Source organism: Prevotella sp. ne3005 (assembly GCF_900110085.1).
Lineage (GTDB): Bacteria > Bacteroidota > Bacteroidia > Bacteroidales > Bacteroidaceae > Prevotella.
Genome location: NZ_FOCK01000001.1, coordinates 1 through 18896, shown reverse-complemented (window position 1 = coordinate 18896; position 18896 = coordinate 1). Strand labels below are relative to the sequence as shown.

The 18896-nt window shown below is 43.4% G+C and carries 14 protein-coding genes and 1 riboswitch; of the genes, 1 reads left to right on the top strand and 13 read right to left on the bottom strand.

Annotated features, from left to right (window positions below; all coding sequences use genetic code 11):
- Positions 1-17 precede the first annotated feature (17 nt).
- The 8 genes from BMY16_RS00070 to BMY16_RS15895 form a co-directional block, all read right to left on the bottom strand.
- Positions 18-3047: a SusC/RagA family TonB-linked outer membrane protein gene (locus tag BMY16_RS00070; RefSeq protein WP_091838431.1), complete on the bottom strand. Its 3030-nt coding sequence runs from the start codon at positions 3045-3047 to the stop codon at positions 18-20.
- Between the two features lie 249 nt (positions 3048-3296).
- Positions 3297-3728 carry a hypothetical protein gene (locus tag BMY16_RS00065; protein WP_244512783.1) on the bottom strand — a complete coding sequence of 144 codons (432 nt, stop codon included), beginning with the start codon at positions 3726-3728 and terminating at the stop codon, positions 3297-3299.
- A gap of 19 nt (positions 3729-3747) precedes the next feature.
- A complete protein-coding gene (locus BMY16_RS00060) occupies positions 3748-6375 on the bottom strand; it encodes a BT4734/BF3469 family protein (protein WP_244512781.1) in 2628 nt (875 codons plus the stop codon).
- Complete coding sequence (locus BMY16_RS00055) at positions 6360-6872, bottom strand: hypothetical protein (protein WP_091838426.1); 513 nt, start codon at positions 6870-6872, stop codon at positions 6360-6362. The genes BMY16_RS00060 and BMY16_RS00055 overlap by 16 nt, the downstream gene beginning before the upstream one ends.
- Before the next feature lie 86 nt (positions 6873-6958).
- Positions 6959-7252: a hypothetical protein gene (locus tag BMY16_RS00050; RefSeq protein WP_091838423.1), complete on the bottom strand. Its 294-nt coding sequence runs from the start codon at positions 7250-7252 to the stop codon at positions 6959-6961.
- Between the two features lie 38 nt (positions 7253-7290).
- Entirely contained in the window at positions 7291-7947 is a 657-nt protein-coding gene (locus BMY16_RS00045) for a hypothetical protein (protein WP_139207065.1), read from the bottom strand.
- A 330-nt stretch (positions 7948-8277) separates the two neighbouring features.
- Positions 8278-9675, bottom strand: a complete 1398-nt coding sequence (locus BMY16_RS00040; RefSeq protein WP_139207064.1) for a hypothetical protein — start codon at positions 9673-9675, stop codon at positions 8278-8280.
- A gap of 132 nt (positions 9676-9807) precedes the next feature.
- Positions 9808-9930, bottom strand: coding sequence for a hypothetical protein (locus tag BMY16_RS15895; protein WP_262987317.1), 123 nt, complete (start codon positions 9928-9930; stop codon positions 9808-9810).
- 226 nt (positions 9931-10156) lie between these two features.
- Positions 10157-10275, top strand: a riboswitch (SAM-I-IV-variant riboswitch).
- A 46-nt stretch (positions 10276-10321) separates the two neighbouring features.
- On the opposite strand from BMY16_RS15895, the gene BMY16_RS00030 reads away from it, so the two are divergent.
- Positions 10322-10531 (top strand): hypothetical protein, encoded by a 210-nt coding sequence (locus tag BMY16_RS00030; RefSeq protein WP_139207063.1) that lies wholly within the window; start codon positions 10322-10324, stop codon positions 10529-10531.
- Positions 10532-10631: 100 nt separating this feature from the next.
- On the opposite strand, the gene BMY16_RS00025 is transcribed toward BMY16_RS00030, so the two are convergent.
- The 5 genes from BMY16_RS00025 to BMY16_RS00005 all read right to left on the bottom strand — a co-directional run bounded on the left by BMY16_RS00025 (position 10632) and on the right by BMY16_RS00005 (position 18708).
- Positions 10632-11516 carry a DUF5677 domain-containing protein gene (locus tag BMY16_RS00025; protein WP_091838411.1) on the bottom strand — a complete coding sequence of 295 codons (885 nt, stop codon included), beginning with the start codon at positions 11514-11516 and terminating at the stop codon, positions 10632-10634.
- A 57-nt stretch (positions 11517-11573) separates the two neighbouring features.
- The gene (locus tag BMY16_RS00020; RefSeq protein ID WP_091838409.1) at positions 11574-15656 is read right to left on the bottom strand and encodes a DEAD/DEAH box helicase family protein; all 4083 of its coding nucleotides are present in this window, start codon (positions 15654-15656) and stop codon (positions 11574-11576) included.
- Positions 15562-17163 carry a DNA cytosine methyltransferase gene (locus BMY16_RS00015; RefSeq protein WP_091838406.1) on the bottom strand — a complete coding sequence of 534 codons (1602 nt, stop codon included), beginning with the start codon at positions 17161-17163 and terminating at the stop codon, positions 15562-15564. Before BMY16_RS00015 ends, BMY16_RS00020 begins: the two co-directional genes overlap by 95 nt.
- Before the next feature lie 51 nt (positions 17164-17214).
- Positions 17215-17466, bottom strand: coding sequence for a hypothetical protein (locus tag BMY16_RS00010; RefSeq protein WP_139207062.1), 252 nt, complete (start codon positions 17464-17466; stop codon positions 17215-17217).
- 183 nt (positions 17467-17649) lie between these two features.
- Positions 17650-18708: a hypothetical protein gene (locus tag BMY16_RS00005; protein WP_091838401.1), complete on the bottom strand. Its 1059-nt coding sequence runs from the start codon at positions 18706-18708 to the stop codon at positions 17650-17652.
- Positions 18709-18896 lie beyond the last annotated feature (188 nt).

The window sequence follows — 18896 nt, the reverse complement described above, 5'->3', positions numbered from 1 at the left end:
CGATTCTCATTATTGATTTAGAAAGTTATGTTAAGACCAATCACAGCCTGCTTCATCAGCGGGAAGTTCACGGAACCGCCACGCTCAGGATCGTAGTTGTCGAAGTGGCTGAAGGTGAAGAAGTTCTTCAGAGAGCCATAGATGCGAGCATTGCTGATGAGGACCTTCTTCAGGAGGTTCTTCGGCAGATTGTAAGACAGGGTGATGTCCTTGATCTTGAAGTAGTCGGCCTTCTGGATCTGGATAGAGCTCTTGTAGAAGGTAGGAGTAGCGCCGGCGCAACCAGGTGAAGGAATGTCGGCACCCTGATTGTTGGGAGTCCAGTATCCAAGGTCGCCCAGCTCACCCCAGTTGGCGTTGTCGTAGAGGTACAGGCCATAGCCGCTGTAGTCGAGGTATCCACCCAGACGGGCCATTGTCTGAACGCTCAGAGAGATGTCCTTGTAGGTAAGGGTAGTACCCAGACCAAGGATGGCCTTCGGAGAGCGGTTGTAGATAATCTTGTCGCTATCATCGATCTGACCGTCATTGTTGGTGTCGATCACCTTTGGTGTACCAGGATCACCGTAGTCAGCCTGAGGCTTCTCGAAGTCGGGGTGTGCTGCCATGTACTGGTCGAACTCACCGATACCCCAGCAGCCGTCCATATCGTAAGCATAGTATGCAGATACAGGCTCACCGACCTTCAGGATAGATGTTCCGCTTACGAACTGCTCGATACCGTCTGCCAATTCCTCTACCTCGTCCTTGGCGAAGGTACCTGATACGTTCAGATCCCAAGTGAAGTCCTTGGTCTTAACGGGTGTGGCACCGAGAGATACCTCCAGACCGTGACCCTTGGTCTTACCAACGTTAGAGATGGTGCTGGTGAAGACAGATGATGGAGGAGCTGTCTTGTAGTACAGCAGATCATAAGTCTTGCTCATATAGTACTCAACAGAACCATAGATACGGCCATTGAGGAACGAGAAGTCAAGACCGAAGTTCAGGGCAGAGGTCTTTTCCCAAGTCAACTCGGGGTTAGACATGGTCATCGGAGCTTTCTCTGTAGAGTTAGGAACGATAGAAGAAATCGTAGCCAGTGTCTGGTAGGCATCAATGGCAGCGTTACCAGAGAGACCCCAAGATACGCGGAACTTCAAGTTGTCAAGCCAAGACTTGGCACCCTGCATGAAGCTTTCCTCCGAGATACGCCAACCGGCGCTGACAGAGGGGAAGTAGCCCCACTTGTGACCCTCTGCGAGCACAGAAGAACCATCAGCACGAACCGATGCCTGCAACAGGTACTTGCCATCGAAGGAGTAGTTGGCACGTGCAAAGAATGAGAGCATAGAGCTCTTAACGTATGAAGAGGTAACGAGCGGAGAACCGATTTTGCTGACATCGTAGAACGAGCTCTTCTTGTAGCTCTCCGAGCCTGCATCACCAGAGATGCTGCTTGCTTCCTTCACGCTCTGCGACATTTCGTGACCGAGCAGGAAGGTCATGTCGTGCTTGCCAATCTCTTTGTTGTAGTTGGCAGTGTTCTGCCATACATACTTGGTGCTGACGCTCTTGTCATTGCCGATGTAAGTAGTGGTCGGCGACTGATAACGAGCCTGGCTATGGTAGTCCTGATAGGTACCTGTACGAGAGTCGCTACGGTCCATTGTGAACTGAGACTTCACGGTGAGGCCCTTCAGCGGGTTGAGCTGCAGATAGCCGCTACCGAAGAAACGGGTGCTCTCAATGTTACGCTGGTATGCGCCATCCTCGTCAAGCAGAGGAGAACAGTGGGCGGGATACCATGGGTTAGGAGTAGCATAGATACTGCCGTCGTTCAGATAAGCGTGAGTGATAGAGGTCATCTTCTGGGCCTGGTTGAATACACCACCGTTACGCTTGTCGTTGCTCTTATAAGCATAAGAGAGGCTGGCACCAATCTTCACGATCTTGTTGATCTGGTGGTCGATGTTCACACGACCCGTATAACGCTTGTACTTATCGCCCTTCAGCAGACCCTTATCATCCATGGCTGCCATTGATACGTTGAAGTTGGTCTTCTCGTTACCACCCTGGACAGAAACCTCGTAGTTCTGAGAGACACTGTTCTTCATGATCATGTCAAGCCAGTCGGTGTACGACTTGTCATTATAGATGTCGAGCGTCGGTGTCAAGTCCTCCAGGTTGAAGGTCAGCACGTCGGCGGGAGTGGCAGAGTTGGTGAAGTTCCAACCGTTTGCAGCTGCATCCTCATAGTTTTTCTTGTCGATCAGACGCTGAACTTCCTTGTCGCCGTACATAGGCTTCACAATACCAGTAGCGCTGTTGAATGACAGATAGCCGTTGAAGGTTACAGATGTCTTACCTGCCTTACCGCGCTTGGTGGTAATGAGGATAACACCATTGGCACCCTTCGTACCGTAGATAGCAGTAGAGGCGGCATCCTTCAGGATATCCATTGACTCGATGTCGCTGGCAGGGATGTCGAGGGTAGAGCCATACTCTACACCGTCTACGATTACCAGAGGACCATTACCGGCCAACAGTGAACGGTTACCACGGAGGGTCATGCTGACGCCTTCACCGGCCTGACCACCATTAGACTGCTGGAGGTCGACACCAGGAACCTTTGCCTGCATGGCTGACAGGGCGTTGGCACCTGCCACCTTAGCGAGGTCGTCGGTCTTCACACTGGCAACAGCACCGGTCAAGTCCTTCTTCTTCATCGTGCCGTAACCTACGACCACGATTTCATCAAGGCTGGCTGCGTCCTCTTCAAGAGTGACGTTGATACTGCTCTTACCAGCCACCGAGATCTTCTGGTCCTTGTAGCCGATGTAAGAGATCTTCAGGACACCATTCTCAGGAACATCCTTGATGGAGAAGTTACCGTCGAAGTCGGTCACGCCACCGATGGTGGTACCGTCAACGAGAATACTTACACCAATCATGGGCTCACCTGTAGCGTCCACCACAGTTCCTGTGACTGTCTTCTGAGCATAAGCCACGAAGCAGAACACAGACAAAAGCATAGCCATAAAGGCTCTTTTGATTTGATGATTCATACACGTTAGTTTTAGTTATACAATTAAATTAATTAAATGATTTTTTTATTATTTCTTTTCAGTAGATGCTTGTTTCGGATGCAAAGTTACAATATATTTGTGAAAAATAACACTATTTCTTATAATTTTTATTGCAAACGTTTACGTTTTCCCCCCTCGCGTACCTTATTATATAAAATAAAAATTCCCCTCCTGAGTAGGAGGGGATAGGGGAGGGCTTAACAAAAAATCCGTGTCATCCGTGCCTAATTATCTTTCCCCGCACTCTTCTCGGCTCAACGTCCAGCCTTGGAGCAGGGCGAAGTAATCGAGATCGCTGGTGCCGTTCTCTTGGATGGCCATGGCGGCGGCGAGCATCATCCAGCGGGCGGGACTCTCCATCGGAATGCCGATGGGCTCATCGGGCGGAATACCCGTTAGACGCGACACGTTGCTGATATACGCCTCGGTATTATTCTCATGCGGCGGCGCCCATTTCTGGATAATCATCCGGATGGTATAGAGGCGGTACTTATGATAGTAGGTACGCGTGAGCAACTTAAACGCAGCCCTCCAGCCCCACGCCATCGACTTAAACACTACAAAGGCACTGTCGGTCTGCCGATCGGCCTGACCCTGCCACTGATCCCTGCCTTTACGGATATTCAGCGGGTTACAATTTCTTAATCCTCTTGCTAACATAATCTCTAAAAATCCAAATTCATGGTAACTCCTGCAGAACTTTCTTATAGACTCCATACTTCACACTTTCAATCACACCATCGTTCTTCAACCTGTTGATTAATCTTCCTGCCGAAGAACTACTGCATCCAAAGCACTCTATAAACTGCTGAGATTTAAACTCATCAGGCAGCTTACGGAAGCACTCGTCATACTTAGTAGAGCGGCGACGCACCACTAATTCCTTATTCTGATCGGCGAAGTAGTTGAACGCCATCTCACCGAAGAAGAACTGCTGACATTTGTACTGGATATCCATTGCCAGGCGGCAGAGCTGCTTGTCAATATCATCCATGGTCAGGGTGCGTTGCTCCTGCCACTCATCCCAATGACGCATCAGGATGTAAGGCAACGAGATGCCGATACCATAGTAAGGAATACGTTTCAGTAGCGTGCGGTCTGCCTTGTCGCCATTAAACTCCGCGATCTCCATGTGGCTCGATTGCCAGTCGTAGGTCTCATCGTTCAGTGGTTCTATCGGCAGTTCACCTTCTACCTTATCCAGCCTATAAGCCCATTGTTTCAGGGTTTCGTTGGCCTCGGGGTCAACCTCCTGATTACGCTGAGCCAAGCCCTTATCAGGCAGGGGAATCACAGCCAGACGGGTGCTCATACCAGTACCGAAATTCCTTTGATTCACCTTGCGATGCAGGGCGTAAGGTGTTCCGGTATAGATGAAGTTCCAAAACACGTTGAACATTCCTGTCACGCTCTCCTGATTGGCATACATCTGTCCGTCCTCCTCGTTGTGGAAAGCCTTCAGTTCCAAGATTTCTCGGTCCTTCCAGTCGCCACCCTTGTTGTTCTTGGTGACATTATCCAACTCCGAGTCAAACGAGAACATATGCAGATTCAGGGGATTGCCTTGGATGATCTCCACGCATGCCCGCATGTGACGGATAAACTCGCCTGTAGCCGTTCGGGCGGGGTGAACACGAATGGGCACATCCGGTTTCTTCAATGCCTCGCCCTTCTGGGCCTTGGTAGAGGTGGTACGCTCCGTGCGACTCTCCTTGTAGCGGTTCACCGCATCGATACCCACCTGATCGGCCTGAATCATCGGGTCGGCTATCTTCTTATAGAACTTCTCGATGACGTTCTTACCGGCACCAGGATCACCGATGATGAAGATGCAGTAGTTCAGTCGGCGCACCAGCTCAGGGTCGTACCAATAATGATACCACGAGCGGGTCATCAGCGTGCCGAACAGAGCAGCACTAGAGAAGAGAACAGCAGGTCGCTTATGGGGATGCAGATTGATGAAGAGTTCCTTCAGACAAGGGAAATATTCACTCATCTTCTCTAGCTCCTCCGCCCAGCTATCCAGCGGCAACATCGCATACACATCCCCTTGTTCCCCTCCTGAGTTAGGAGGGGTGCCGTTAGGCGGGGTGGTCTGAACTTCCCCCTCCGTCACATGCCTCCCCTCAGGATCCAGCGCCCCGACTTTCCTTAGCGCCTCTTTCAGTCTCTTAGGCATAAACTCCTTATACCTAAAATCCATCACCGACTTCACCGTACCGCCAATATCCTCACCTTCATCAGCCAGATTCCTAACCCATTGCAGCGTCATCACCCACTCGGTAATCTTCTTAGGGTTCTTACCTAGGATGTAGCGCAGATGGCTGGCCAAATCCACAAGGGTATTGTGGCGGTTCTGATCAAGAGAGGCATCCCCTAACCAGGCTTCAAAAATCTTGGCGAATGATACGCCATTATACTTCAGAAGCTCAGAAGGCTGCACGTTGTCTCCATCGAATTCTGATAAAGACTGTTTGTCTTCTCCAGCATCTTGTACAGCGGATAAACCATGGCTATCAGAGCCACTCTCACCAAAGTTAATAGTAGACTGAGAATGACCAGCATGATAGTTCTCATTGTATTTCTCAGCAAAATCTTTGTTCTCATAAGTAAATAATTCTTGTTCGTTAATCAGTAAAATATTTTCGCGGGATGTCAGGAAGGCCCCCCTTGAAGCGTCACGGCATACATCATCGTGATTATCGGTTAATCCAAGTTTAACCGAGAAATCCTTTTGATTATCTAAGAGGTTTCCGATACGGCTGTCAGCCATGATCACCACCTTTAAGCCATGCCCAGATGGGGTGACGTAAACCAGCAGAATCCTGGCCTTATCCTCATCACTCAACTTGGCATAAGCCTCTTCCCAAACAGCCCTGCAATCCCCCTCTATATGGTCGAGGTCAATCACACACAAGCCGTTCAGCCTGCAAGCCGCCTGTTTCCTCCAGCACCCCAACTTACCGCTTGCAGAGGCGGTTTCATCGTAGGTGGCTATGAAAATCACAAACGGCAGACTCTTCTTCAGGTAGTCGCAATAAGTCTGGAGTTTCTTCTCGATGGTGAGTGCCTTGAAACACTCCCCCTTCGTCTTACCTCCCGAAGTCTTCTTACGACATGCCTCCTGACTCTGACAAAACTTAATGAAATTCTCGTCGTTCTCCCACTGATTCAGTAAATCCTTATCTCCTTCCAGAATGGAGGGCAGCGCCTCCCTCAGCTTACGATGTTGAGTCGTGAGCCATTGGGTCTGGGCACTGTCCACCAGTTGATTGAAGATTGAAGCTGTTACTATTGCTGTGGGCAAATCAAATCGCTGTTGATAACAAAACATTTATCAATCTCACTAGACATTTGGTAAAGCTCTTTTCTTACGTCGATATTTCCTTTAACTTCAAATGTGAGCCAGGCAATCACCTGGTTCTGGTCTTTAACAAAACAAACTTTCAGTCTGTCATTGTTTAACAGATACTCGCCCTGGGGCAAGGTAGGTTCGCTGATCTGAATGTCCTTGGTAAGCTTCTGCAGCTCCTTGTGGAAGTAGGCAGCCTTGTCTACCACATCGTTAGGACATTTCAGTTCAACACAAGTCAGTGGGTTCTTGCCGGTAGTGGCATAACGCTTAGAGCGACCCGACTTCTTCACATCCTTCTGCGATGGCACGCCATCAGCCTTAGGAATCACCTCAATCGAATTGTCATCAAAGATGCGGGTGTTCGACTTGAAGCTCTTAATACACTTCTTCCGTGTAGGAGCCGAGGTGCCTTGCACCTCCAGCTCCTGAGTCTTGTTTACTTTTTCCATATTACTACGTTTTAAGTCTTCTGTTAATTCTAAATATTCTAAAGTCATGATGTTCATTTTAGTGGTTAGGGGTTAACCACTAACCCCTATTTTACATTTATCCGTTCAATGTAAATCGTTGTGGCTTGTTTCTGCTCACCAGTCTGCTGGGAGTTCCAACCACGTACCACCATCGTACACTGTACCTGATAGAAGTAGTTCTTGTCGTACTTCGGGCAATTCACAGCCCGCTCTCCAGTAATCTCACCGATAAAAGTATCGATGCCATCTGTTAACTTAAACTGAACACAGTTGATAACCTTTTCCTCACCCGTGTTCTTGTCGGTGTACTTTCTCTGTAGCAACTCCGACTGCTCCACAATTCTAACTGTCTTTTCCATAACTTTTCAATTTTCAATTTTCAATATTCAATTTTCAATTACTTTTTCAGAATGAAAAGCAAGTATTCTTTCGTTTCATCCAGCAGTTCAATCCCTAAGTGGAAGTACTCCTGTTCAGGATTCAGATCCAGCAGCTCTACCAGTCTGTTCGCCAAATCAATGTTGGCAAACTGAAGACTGCTTGTACCAGCCTTGAACTTCACCTCGAGCCCCCTGCCACGGTTGAACATCAGAACAACATCAGTAGACTGGCGGCTTCTTGTGAGCAACATGTGAGTGGAAAGCTTCTTAGCTACCATTTTCGAATGTTCCATGTTCAGTGTCAGACGATTACCCTTCAAATTCAGCGAACAGGTGTTCTTAGGAAGCCCCTGGTTGTTGGTTCTCGACTGAACATCTATTACCTCCAAGTCCAAACAATCCAACTGGATAGCCTCCCGATTGGCAGCCTTCTGCTGGCTGATGATCTGATTCCACTCTTCGTTCACTCCCAACCAGAAGTTCTTGCCGAAATAATTGTTGGGGTAACTGAAAGCCTGAGGAATCACATTCTCAGCCCGAATTCTCTCCAAGTAGTCATCCAGCGAAGGAGGATTCGTCATCAGATGGTTCTTCTTGTAAGTCTCAGCAAACACCTCAGAGATCTTCTTATCACTGAGAAACTGCTTAAACATTTGTATTTCTGAATGTTTCATAATGAAATTTTTTATTTTACGTCGCCCCCTTTCAGGCGACCTTTATATAATTAATAAATAATGTTCGTAAAAAACTATTTTATTTTTGTATCACCAAGTCAAAGATCACCGAGGCGAAGCCTCAAAGAGCAATTATAAGCCGGCTGCTTTCTAGAAATGCGCTGCAAAGGTAGTGCTCGATTATTCGATTGAAAAATTTTGTTGCTCAATTAAAAATCGAATCGAATAATCGAACGCCTAACTATCTGATTATGAGCAATTAAAAAAATACAAAAAAAATCGATTGCTACTCTTTCGAATAACAATCGAACCCTTAGAATCGAACTTTTACTATTTTACATAGTCATAAATCCATTTGGCATAAGGTTCCTTTCTACCCAGTCCCATGTATTCAGCAAAGGATGAACGGTTACCTTTCTCACCTTGAAGAATGGCTTTGGCAATTTGCATGTTACTCCCCTCTAAGAAGTCAGCACCCCAAAGGCAGCCTATAATTCCCGCTTTTATCTTGACTCTCTTTCTAACCTTTTCCCAATCCTTCGCTATTTGCAAACCATATTCCGATGCAAACAGATTATCAATGAAAGTATCTATCCAAGTCTTGCCAATGCTCTTATCTTTGCAAAAATCAAAGAACCAGTCATTGTTTAGTATCACTTTCATAGCTTTGGCAGGGGCGAAGATGTTAATCTCGGTCTGATGGTTGGTCTCCTCCTTCTTATATTTAGCAGATAATTGGGGGTCAAGGCTTATCAAATCTTCGTTAATCAACGAAAGCATCATCTCCAGTTCGAAAATCTTCTTAAATTCCACATCTGTCATCTTGTAGTAATAGCGATGCATATACCAAGCCATCTTCGCCTTATTAATAAAGAGCAGTTCGCCATCCCAATAGAGATACTTCCTTACTACAGCGCATCTTTGCTTGAAGTCGATGGGATACTCATAGTTATGAGGCATAAACTGCTTCACTTTCTCTTCGTAAACCTTCTCCAAATCCTCATTCGATGGATCAGCAGCATGCCGGAGTCCTCCCCATTTTACGAAGTCAGCTACAGTTTTGGTCTGCTTTTTCTTTTCCTCATCGAAAATCAGATCTAGGACATCAAGACGCCAGATATTATAGGCGGGGATGACGTAGCAGAGATTAAAACGCTTCTTTTCCTCCTCATACAGATTGATATAGAACTTGGGATTAACATGGAATAACTTGTTCTGGGCAATTGCCAGTTTTCCCAGCAGTTTCTCAAAACCCTCTTTCAGGAAGCGGTGTATATCCTTCGTATCCTTTATACAACTCTCTATACATTTGTCATTATCCAGATTATGATCCTTCAGCGACACATTCTTCGAAAGCAGGTTTTGCTCCAATAAGCTGCCTGCATATGGGGGGAAGCTGTTCATGGCATCCCAGAACTCCTTGTCCAAGATTTCCACACACTCATTCCTGTTAAGTGCCGCAATATAAGCATCAATTGCTTCCAGATTGCATTTAAGAGTGGCACAAATATCAAGAGCAGATGATAATCTGGCTACGGCATAGTAGGTATGTGACTCATAATTGTAGTAGCGCAGAGAGTAATACAGATGCATCATGCCGTCTCTTAGTCCTAACTTCTTAGAAGAATTAGACCTGTTAATTAACTCTGTTTCTCGGGAACTTGCACGATCCGCGTCGAGGGTTCCCATTCCTTGGAGCCAGTTTGCTCCGGTTGTTATTTGTTCCATATTATTTTTTTTTAGAAGATAATAATTGGGACTTATGCCCCGTTAGAAAATGTTTTAGAGCCACAAAAGTACGACTTTTCCACCATTGTACCAAACCTTTTCCAAGAAAACTCACGTCACGCTTTCCCCTCACTACCAATCTTCATCAACCTTCGTCTCATACTCTTTTTCATTCTGGCGTATTGCTTCCTCAATATGCTCTTTATAACCCTCCATAGCAGCAAACGGAGCAAACTGGGCTGCTCGTTTCTTCATGGACATTTGCGGATGTCGCTTCGACACATGATGCGGTAAATTGATAATATCTTCGTAACTCATGCCGCAAAAGTAAAAGAGGACTGTACCATAAGTCGTTACACCCCTCTAACTTTTAACACTTATAACGAATAATCCTATAAAATCGGGGCCCTCAGTGATGAGCGCCCCGATTTTTCATGCTTTATAATTTGGAACTTATCGAAAATCTTCGTATCTTTGCACCCGAAAGCATCAAGAGCAGTTACCCCTTCGGGAGTAAACTCACCAACCGAGCTTAAATAGCTTTAGCCACGGTGGTAGTACGATGCGGAAGCATTATAAACTTCAAAAAATTAAAGTTATGGTAAATCACATTTATTACATTCGGTTTGCCCTTCAATTTGCCGATATGCAAATTGGGCAGTTAGTTAGTGAATTCAATCGTCAGGCAGGCCTCAACGCCTGGACAAGTATGCGCGCCTATCACAATAGGGCTCTCATCGACGAGTTCAAGAATCGTGGTATCGATCTCTCCCCCATCACTCATGATGGCAACATCAACTTCAAACACAAAGTCTTCTACGATTTAAGCACCAACAAACTCATTCCCCTTAGTTAAATCCCTCTCTTATATATAAATGGTAGACTCCGCCCCCAAGCCGTCTGCTCTGGCTCCGAGGCGGAATTTTTATTCAACAAAAAGGTTGGAGAAATAAAAACTAAAGATTGTTGCATATATCTAACAATGATAATGGAGTTGGATTAATTTCTTTCCATATTTTTTTTCCATTAGGAATCGCCTCACAAAAATCAGAGATAAATTTTGAAACGCATATACAAGTTGTTTGGAGTAATATATTCGCATTTTCCCTGTCCTTGCCATTATTAAACATATCGGCGTAATTAGTCATGCCTAGATAGGATGGATGGCTAAAGATTGACATGTAAGAGTATAGGTATGAATACATATCGTGTCCAAACAATGCTGCAGGCTTGCTAAAGTTTTTTCTATGTATTTTGATTGTCCTGCCCTCTTCGTCCTTTTCAAATATGTATCCTCTCAGATTGCTGTCTGTGTCATCAATAATTTCATCTAAAACCTTACGTGCATTTGCTGAAATGTTCATTCTATCTGCTATCTCAGAAGCTTTTCTTTTATATTCTGCTATCGTTGCAGCATCCTGTCTTTGGTGTACTTCTTGTCCGTCTGGCGGCATTGCGCCCTGGGTGTTATTTAATCCCTTAATCTTCCATATTAAAATAAGAATATCTCTCTCATCGTCATTCTCTGTTGTAATAAAGATGTTGTGATAGATAAAAGCAGTTTCATAAATCCCCCTTACAACGGCAGCCATAGATGATATATCCAGTACTTTCCTCAGTTCTGGTTTTTCAAGATACAGAGGCACTCCGTACAGCATTTGTTTCAGAGACCTAACTCTTAGCAGCATCATTTGTAGTAGACATTGAGATATATTATCAACGGCAGTGAGTTTTTTCATGTTGTATTCTCGCCATAGGCAGAATGTATGCCATAGTTTTTTGTCAATGACATCCAGATCGAAATCTATTGTGAATATGAAATTAACGCTGTCACTACCCATAACCCATAGCCATATACATGTATTATACTATTATGAAAGCCTAGGCGGCCCCCTAAGCTATTTTGAATCCATATCTCTTACAACCAGGCTGATAAATTCTCGTTCATCTAAAGATAAATCATACCTATCGTATAAATCTGTATCCGTCCAACTACGCGTAAAATCAAGACGCGGCGCGAACTGATACATATCAATACGCATATTCTGGTTACTACGCAGGAGATTTACCATAAAACGGAAGAATCTGGTCCTCATATATGCCGCAAGATTCCTTGCCTCTGTTTCTGTTGGCACACCATCAATTATATAGTGTGTATTAGCAGTTACACTGCCTGGTTCTGAAACGATTGGCTCGCTGATGACTAGGTGTGGTAAATCATCACCGCCAGAGCTCGACTTAGCAATCATCACTTTCCACCGATCCCTTAGGGCATCTTTTTCTGGAGTATGACTATATTGTTCATCTTTCGCATAACCTACTTTGCCCTTAGCCAGATATACCTTGGTTTTACTCCTAGCTGTTCTTCTGGTAGAGAAATTGTCTCTTGTGTTTGGGAATCCAAATGGATTCCTACTATGCATCAAATCACGACCTTTCTCGTAGATAAAAGATTTTTCATGACTCAGGACTTTCTCAAGAATAGAAAGACCCTCATTCCATCTTATTAGGAAATCTGCCTTAAAATCCCCATGAGAATAACGCAGAGGTCTCATCTTCTTATAGTCGTGATGATTGAATCGATTGATAAAAAGACAGTCGCCTTCATATTCCCTATCCCAAAGGAATAAACAGATACCTCCACGTAAAGTAGTGACACCATTTACGTATGTTTCTACATTGGGATAATCGTGGAATTCTCTCACATGTTTGTTTTTATCGTACTGTTCCTCTGTATCATCACTTTTAACATCAAGCATGTAATTCCGGAAAGCATCAAGACCCTCACCTCGTCCGCCTGTATACCACGTAGATTGCATCATCATATCGATATAACGAGCGGATAAGTTGTCTTTGACGAAATTGAAGAACTTATGATAGATGGCACTGCCTCCATCACCTCTTCCTCCACCTGCACTCTCACTGAATGGTGGCACACCTATAACTATTTCAGGATTAATGGTGTTAAGTCGACGTAGATATTCTTCGTTATTATCACCAATTAATTTGTAAGAATAGAAATCCAAAACATTTTCTATAGGCATGTCAAGCAAACCATATATCTTTCGTGTTAACTCGTATGCCAATGGCGAAGATGGTATGGAGTAAAGTCTGCTATTGAGCTTGTCGCCATATTTTCTTTGTATTGCATATGCTATTTCACCTTCAACAGTTGAAATATCGAGAATAGGCATATCCGAGTCTATAACATCGGACGGGATTAGAGATACCAATTCATTAGCAAGGAATGGCGGAGTTACAACCTCAGATCTTGATACTCTTGCAAATTTATTGATGGCCTTGTTTGCTCTTTCAATAGGGCTAAGTGCATTGTCCCTCATTAGATCATTTATATTCTTCACCTTATAGTCAAGATGGCGTAAAATAAAGGGGTTGCACTTATTATGTAAAATCCACAAGATAGGAACCTTTAAGCCAAGGTTCTTCGCAATACGACGATTATTACCTTTATCACCCACAATGCTGTAGATGACATCCTCGATAGATTCTACTCGGCTATCCGTCAAGAAAGCATAAAACAGAATCTTAGCCTGATATGCTTTGAATTTATTTGCTATATTCTCCTCCTCATTTTCTTCATCTTCTTTCTTTTCTCTGTCTGGCTGTTCCCTTTTAGATCCATCATTATCTATTGGCGTGTCTATGTCTGGGATAGTGTAATCATCATCATTATCGCCTTCATTGGGACTAAATTCTAGTCCCTTTGATGCATCAATACCCTTCATTGTTTCTATCTCATCCCTGAATGTCGCATCATCAAGCAACGAGAAATCTACCGGCACCTCGTAAGCTTCATCCATAATACTCTTATTTTGAGAGTATTGTTGAACTACTGCCATCACATCAGTGGCTTCAACCTGCTTCATCAACTTGTTGTTGATAGTGATGATAGGCGAGATTATAAGTTCACGCTCAATACGATGTTTCAGTTTGCTATTACCATTCTTATCTGTATTGACATTATAGAACTGCGATTTAAGTTCCTGCATACGAAACATCCTGTTAGGATCGAAATCGACAAGAAGCGTTTGAGGTTTCATGTTGAATCGTACTTCCTTGCCCTCACTATCCTGATAAACCTTAATATATTGGTTTTGTATGCGGAAAATAGCCTGATCGTACTCTTGGGGCGATGCAGTATCTTTGAAATATAGCATTGTGTCCCATTGTTTTACAGTACTACCTGTAAGCATCCTGTTGACTGTAAGGGTTATTGTTTTTTCGCCAGCTTCCTCACAGGACTTTATTTTAGCTTTTACTGTTTCTGTGTCACTATAGGTACGCTCATCATCAACTCCAGCAATGTTAATGATGGTATATTCGCCAAGATTCTTGAAACGATTCTTGTTATTTGTGATTAATGCCTCCAGAGCGTCACAAGAGGCGCGGAAAGGAAGGACACAAACCATGTGATGACACATTTCTCCTTTCTTGATTTTATCGCAGTCCAAGAATCCCAGGATATTATCATCATTACGACTACCATCAATAATCTCTAACAATTCTAATATCTCTCTTTCATTAGCAAATTTCTTGTGACTCCCATCATTTTTCTTTGTTAGTGAGAGTGGTTTGAACAAAGCAGAGAAAGCATAGGTAATCCCCTTTTCTCTCATCTCCTTCATTCGTTTTATAGACGATTCGTTAGGCTGAAAGGCAAATCTTATCATTTGTGGGAATCCATAATAGGGGTTGTCCCATTCTGAAACATCGTCATTATCAACATTATCTTTGTCCCATTCCTCTTTCGCATCAATGATATCAGTGTATTGGCAGAATGCAATAATATCGTCTTTCGTGAACTCATCACCCATCAGAATTCTATAAGGTGTACCTGATAAATGTAACCTGACTTTTGCCTTGAGCTGTTTTATTTCACTATCAATATCGTCCGATGTTTCTGCTGTCTGTATTTCACTCTTGATCTCTCTATCAGATAAGCCACCCGCTCTTAGAACTTTACCATACTCAGCAGCGCGAGCACCAAAATGAGTTTCGTCAACGATAAGCAAATCTATGCTTTCCTTGAAAATCTCCTGATGCTTCGTTTTGATGGTATCGCCTTGAAGGTCTTGGAGCGTTAGGAAAAGAGCAACTCGTTTGTTATCTTTCAGAGTATTACTAATGAGATTCGTGTCATTCTTCAAATCCTCCCCATCAAAAAATTCATAGTCCTTGAAGCGGACATGACTTTGTACTGTCTCTTGCCATTCCTTGCGGACATCTGCCTTTGCCGAAACTATCAGTACTAATTTCGCAGGCTCTTCCATTTCTGTGGCACAGCACATAGCAGTGAAAGACTTTCCAAATCGCATTACAGCATACATTAGCAGATTGTTCCTGCCGTTCTTTACAGCTTCCTTAAACTTATCAATGGCCTGTTGCTGATTATCTCTGGGTGGGAAATCTTTAACTCTTTCAAAAGTCAGTTTAATAGGCAAATGGTCTGGGGTATAGAAATGGTATCTGCCATCCTTAGCCTTTTCGCTATCCTTAATATCTTCAATTGCCTCTTTAACATCATCTACTTGTGCTTCCTTGAAGAACTCCCTTGAATAATATATTCCCTCCTCAATATCTTGCGGTTCAAGACGGTGATAGTGTTTTATCAGTTCTAGAAAATCGTGCACAGCAAAGTCTCTGAAAATGTTCCCACTTTCAAGTTTAGCAGAGTCGTGGAATTGATGAATTAGATTGGGATAATGTTTTCTCCATTCATCTAATCTTGTCTCCAAGGGACGATAAGTATCACCAACTTTCAGGTAGTTAGGGATGGTCTCTGTCGTGAATGCATATATTTGAGGATCTACACGACCTACTAAGATGCCATCAAGAGTGGATGAGTCAATATTGGGATTCATGTCTTCAGAATAATGAAAGTTGTAGGGGGTCTGCTTGTGTTTTTTTGACAGGTCGCTTCGCACCAAGAATGGTGACAAAGAAATGACGACATTTGCCATTCTCGACTATCATGTTATAGCTTTCAAATTCAGCTGCTCTTTCTGGAATATTAATATGAACATTGCTACCTATGTTCATCTTTTCCAAAAGCGATAATAAATTTATTTCTTCTTCGCTTGTTAAGCTAAAGACATCTATTGTGATTGAGTTGATATGAGAATAATAAGAAATCAATTGAGGGACGAATACTAGAAAATCTCTGATTCCAACTACTTTTACAGAGATATTTTCCACCTCTTCCTTTTTCTTGTCAATCTCTGCAAAGGCATCTTGGGGCAGTATTTCTCCAAAACAACGATGTGCTGCTATGTAGAAATTATTAGCATTATCTCCTCCGCCACACTTTACATAATCCTCGTAATCCAACATCTGTTTAATTTTTCCTGCAATATCCTTGCCTATCTGAGTGGGTACTGCTTCACCTATACATCTGCGAATATTACCTTCATTGTCTCTAAGATATTCATCAGAGTTTTCAACAGTGAGTTGACTATCATGGTCTGTCCATTGGAAACTGTTGGGGATTGTCATCAGGGTCATAAGTTCACGTATGCTGAGAACACGATTATCGCAGGGGTGAATGGTGTCTTGTGATGACATTATATCGCTTCTCGTCGCAATGCAGGCCCCAGGCCTATCCCATATCAAACGCCGGTACTTATTACCCATATAGGCTCCTTTGTTTACTATTTTGTTTCCATCTTTGTCGAGCTGATATGGTTTCGTCTCGTCTGGGTTGTCAAAGGCAGTTTCACCCTCCTTCAAGTCTTTAATCCAATCCAACATATATTCAGGGAAAGGGCGTGCAAAATGGAAGGGATCACTCTTATCTTTCTCACAATAAGCCAGACGGGGGAATCCGCCAATTGAATCACGCAGCAGAATCTCATTCTGCCTTGTGGGAAACAATTGGAGTGGCGTAGTATGTCTCAGTTCCTTGCTGGTACCAATAACGATAGTACGCGGACGACTCGAAGGCACTCCGTAATCCTTGAAATTGATAACTTTCCAATAGATGTTATAGTCCTCAGACAGGTTTTTGTAGATGCTTTCCTTAATTAGCATGTCATCTCCTGACAAGTCAGTGCAGATTGATTTCATGAAAGCACGTACATTCTCAAATACAAAAACTTTAGGGTGAATACCCTTAATTAGTTTGATTGCCTCTACAACAAGAGAATTTCGTATCTGCTCATGGTCTGTCTTCTTGTAATTAGCCGTTGACATACCCTGACATGGAGGCGTAGCAAAAACAACATCAACCTGTTCTAATCCTTCTTTTTCTTTCCACATCGCTATCTCATCATAGATACGCTGATGGGTTTCTGGCTTAGTGGCATCACCACAAATATAGCCGCTTTCATATTTACATTTATGATTGCATTTCTGTACCTCTATGCGTGGTGCCAGCAACTCATTGGATGCTACGCATTCAAATCCATTCATCTTAAATCCATAGCAACCAACGCCTGCGCAGCTAAAAAGTGAAATATATGTTCTACTCATTTTATTATTAATATCATCTTGTGTCTTGGAGTTCCTTCGTTAAAAAGAAAACTAAATTCTTAGGCCATGAAGCCTTCTTGGGTCGAGTTTCGACATGATGTACCTGGATTGGGTCGGGTTGTCGACCATCCATTTGCTTACGGCTTCGTGGAGTACGTCGCCATCGAGGTCTGCAGCCAGCGCCACTGTGCCATCTTTCAGTTTGGCCTTAACTACCTGATCCTCATCGTTGAACGTGCTACGAATAACATCGGAGTTGATCTCGATGTAACCCTCATTCTCATCAACTAGAGTAATCAGCATGTAGAGCGCTGCTTGTCGTTTTAATCTTTTATCCATTATTTCAGTATTATAAATACGATGCAAAGATACTGCATTTTTCTCAATTTCCATCATAACTCTCTTTGTTTTTATATTATTTAGTGAAACAAGGCAAAAAAAGGCGCCTCCTTGCAGAAGCGCCTCCGATGATAATATATAACCTTATTACTTAATGATGGCATATTGCTTGGTACAAGCAGTCTGATCTCCAGCCAAAGTTGTTGGGTCTGCAGTAGCTGCCTCATAGAGTTGCAACCCGCCGCTAAGTGATAAGGTTCCATCGATACCCAAATCTGCTCCAGTAGATCCAGATGCTGTAACTTTTCCGCCAGAAAAAGCCATAGGATTAGAAGTACATTCCAAGCCATTACCTAAATTACCAACAGCAGTTGCAGTAACATCACCACCACTCATTGTCAAAGTTCCTGCAACATCTATTGCGTTCCTTTGTGAACCTGAAGTAGCTACAATTGTTGGGGTACCTGAAATTGTCAAATCACCTGATTGTAACAAAATGCCATAACCACCATTATCATTGCTGATATGGCCTGCACCGCCATAGGCATTAACTTGTGCATTTCCGTCTATGACAATATTTCCAGTAAAACAATAGATACCAGGACCTCCAGTCATTATATCATCAGCATCACCTCCAGTTGCAGTTACTTTACCACCATATATTGAAATATCTCCAGATGGATTAATTGCAGCAAGACCAGTCGACCCGGTAATATTAATGTCACCACCATGAATCTCGAGATCTTTTACTATCGTGCCACAGCAGCCGCCGGGCGCATTAACTATTAGTTTTCCTATCTGATTCTCTTGACCATATATTGTCAGACTATATGTAGTTGTACTAGATTTGTCTTCAAAGTAGCCGTTTACTGTTAAAGTTGCTCCATCGCACAATATAAGTTTCGTGTCGGCATTTATAAGAATTCCTGGAGCAGGAATGGTTACATCCGTTTTAACGATGTAGAAACCTCCTTCAAATGACGTTGTAGCATCTGTTACTTCTTGGATTCCTGTAGTAGGAATAGCTTTTGCTGCTAAAGCAGTACCATCCCATTCCATATAGTTATTAGATACAGCGGGGGTAGGATCGGTGTTAGTGTTGCCGGAGGGGCGGCTCCACTCGCCGAAGACGTCATCGAGGGTTCCTTCGCATGATGTTAATGCCAAAGGCGTTGCGAGCACTAATGCTGCTAGAATAGTTTTCATTGACTTTCTCATAAATAATAATGTTTTAAAATTGTTATTATATTGAATTAGTAATTCCTATATCTTAGGCTTAATATACTTTCGACTGCAAAAATAAGCAATTTATCTATACCAACCAAACTTTTCGCCAAAATGTTTCCCACTTTCCCACTTTCCCACTTTGGACATTTAGGTTTTTGAAAGTGAAA

Excerpts from the sequence above, each read along its gene's own strand:
- BMY16_RS00010 (WP_139207062.1), bottom strand. The coding sequence starts at position 17,466 with ATGCTGATTACTCTAGTTGATGAGAATGAGGGTTACATCGAGATCAAC.
- BMY16_RS00015 (WP_091838406.1), bottom strand. The coding sequence starts at position 17,163 with ATGAGTAGAACATATATTTCACTTTTTAGCTGCGCAGGCGTTGGTTGC.
- BMY16_RS00050 (WP_091838423.1), bottom strand. The coding sequence starts at position 7,252 with ATGGAAAAGACAGTTAGAATTGTGGAGCAGTCGGAGTTGCTACAGAGA.
- BMY16_RS00055 (WP_091838426.1), bottom strand. The coding sequence starts at position 6,872 with ATGGAAAAAGTAAACAAGACTCAGGAGCTGGAGGTGCAAGGCACCTCG.
- BMY16_RS00045 (WP_139207065.1), bottom strand. The coding sequence starts at position 7,947 with ATGAAACATTCAGAAATACAAATGTTTAAGCAGTTTCTCAGTGATAAG.
- BMY16_RS00040 (WP_139207064.1), bottom strand. The coding sequence starts at position 9,675 with ATGGAACAAATAACAACCGGAGCAAACTGGCTCCAAGGAATGGGAACC.
- BMY16_RS00065 (WP_244512783.1), bottom strand. The coding sequence starts at position 3,728 with ATGTTAGCAAGAGGATTAAGAAATTGTAACCCGCTGAATATCCGTAAA.
- BMY16_RS00070 (WP_091838431.1), bottom strand. The coding sequence starts at position 3,047 with ATGAATCATCAAATCAAAAGAGCCTTTATGGCTATGCTTTTGTCTGTG.
- BMY16_RS00030 (WP_139207063.1), top strand. The coding sequence starts at position 10,322 with ATGCAAATTGGGCAGTTAGTTAGTGAATTCAATCGTCAGGCAGGCCTC.
- BMY16_RS00005 (WP_091838401.1), bottom strand. The coding sequence starts at position 18,708 with ATGAAAACTATTCTAGCAGCATTAGTGCTCGCAACGCCTTTGGCATTA.
- BMY16_RS00020 (WP_091838409.1), bottom strand. The coding sequence starts at position 15,656 with ATGGCAAATGTCGTCATTTCTTTGTCACCATTCTTGGTGCGAAGCGAC.
- BMY16_RS00025 (WP_091838411.1), bottom strand. The coding sequence starts at position 11,516 with ATGGGTAGTGACAGCGTTAATTTCATATTCACAATAGATTTCGATCTG.
- BMY16_RS15895 (WP_262987317.1), bottom strand. The coding sequence starts at position 9,930 with ATGAAGAAACGAGCAGCCCAGTTTGCTCCGTTTGCTGCTATGGAGGGT.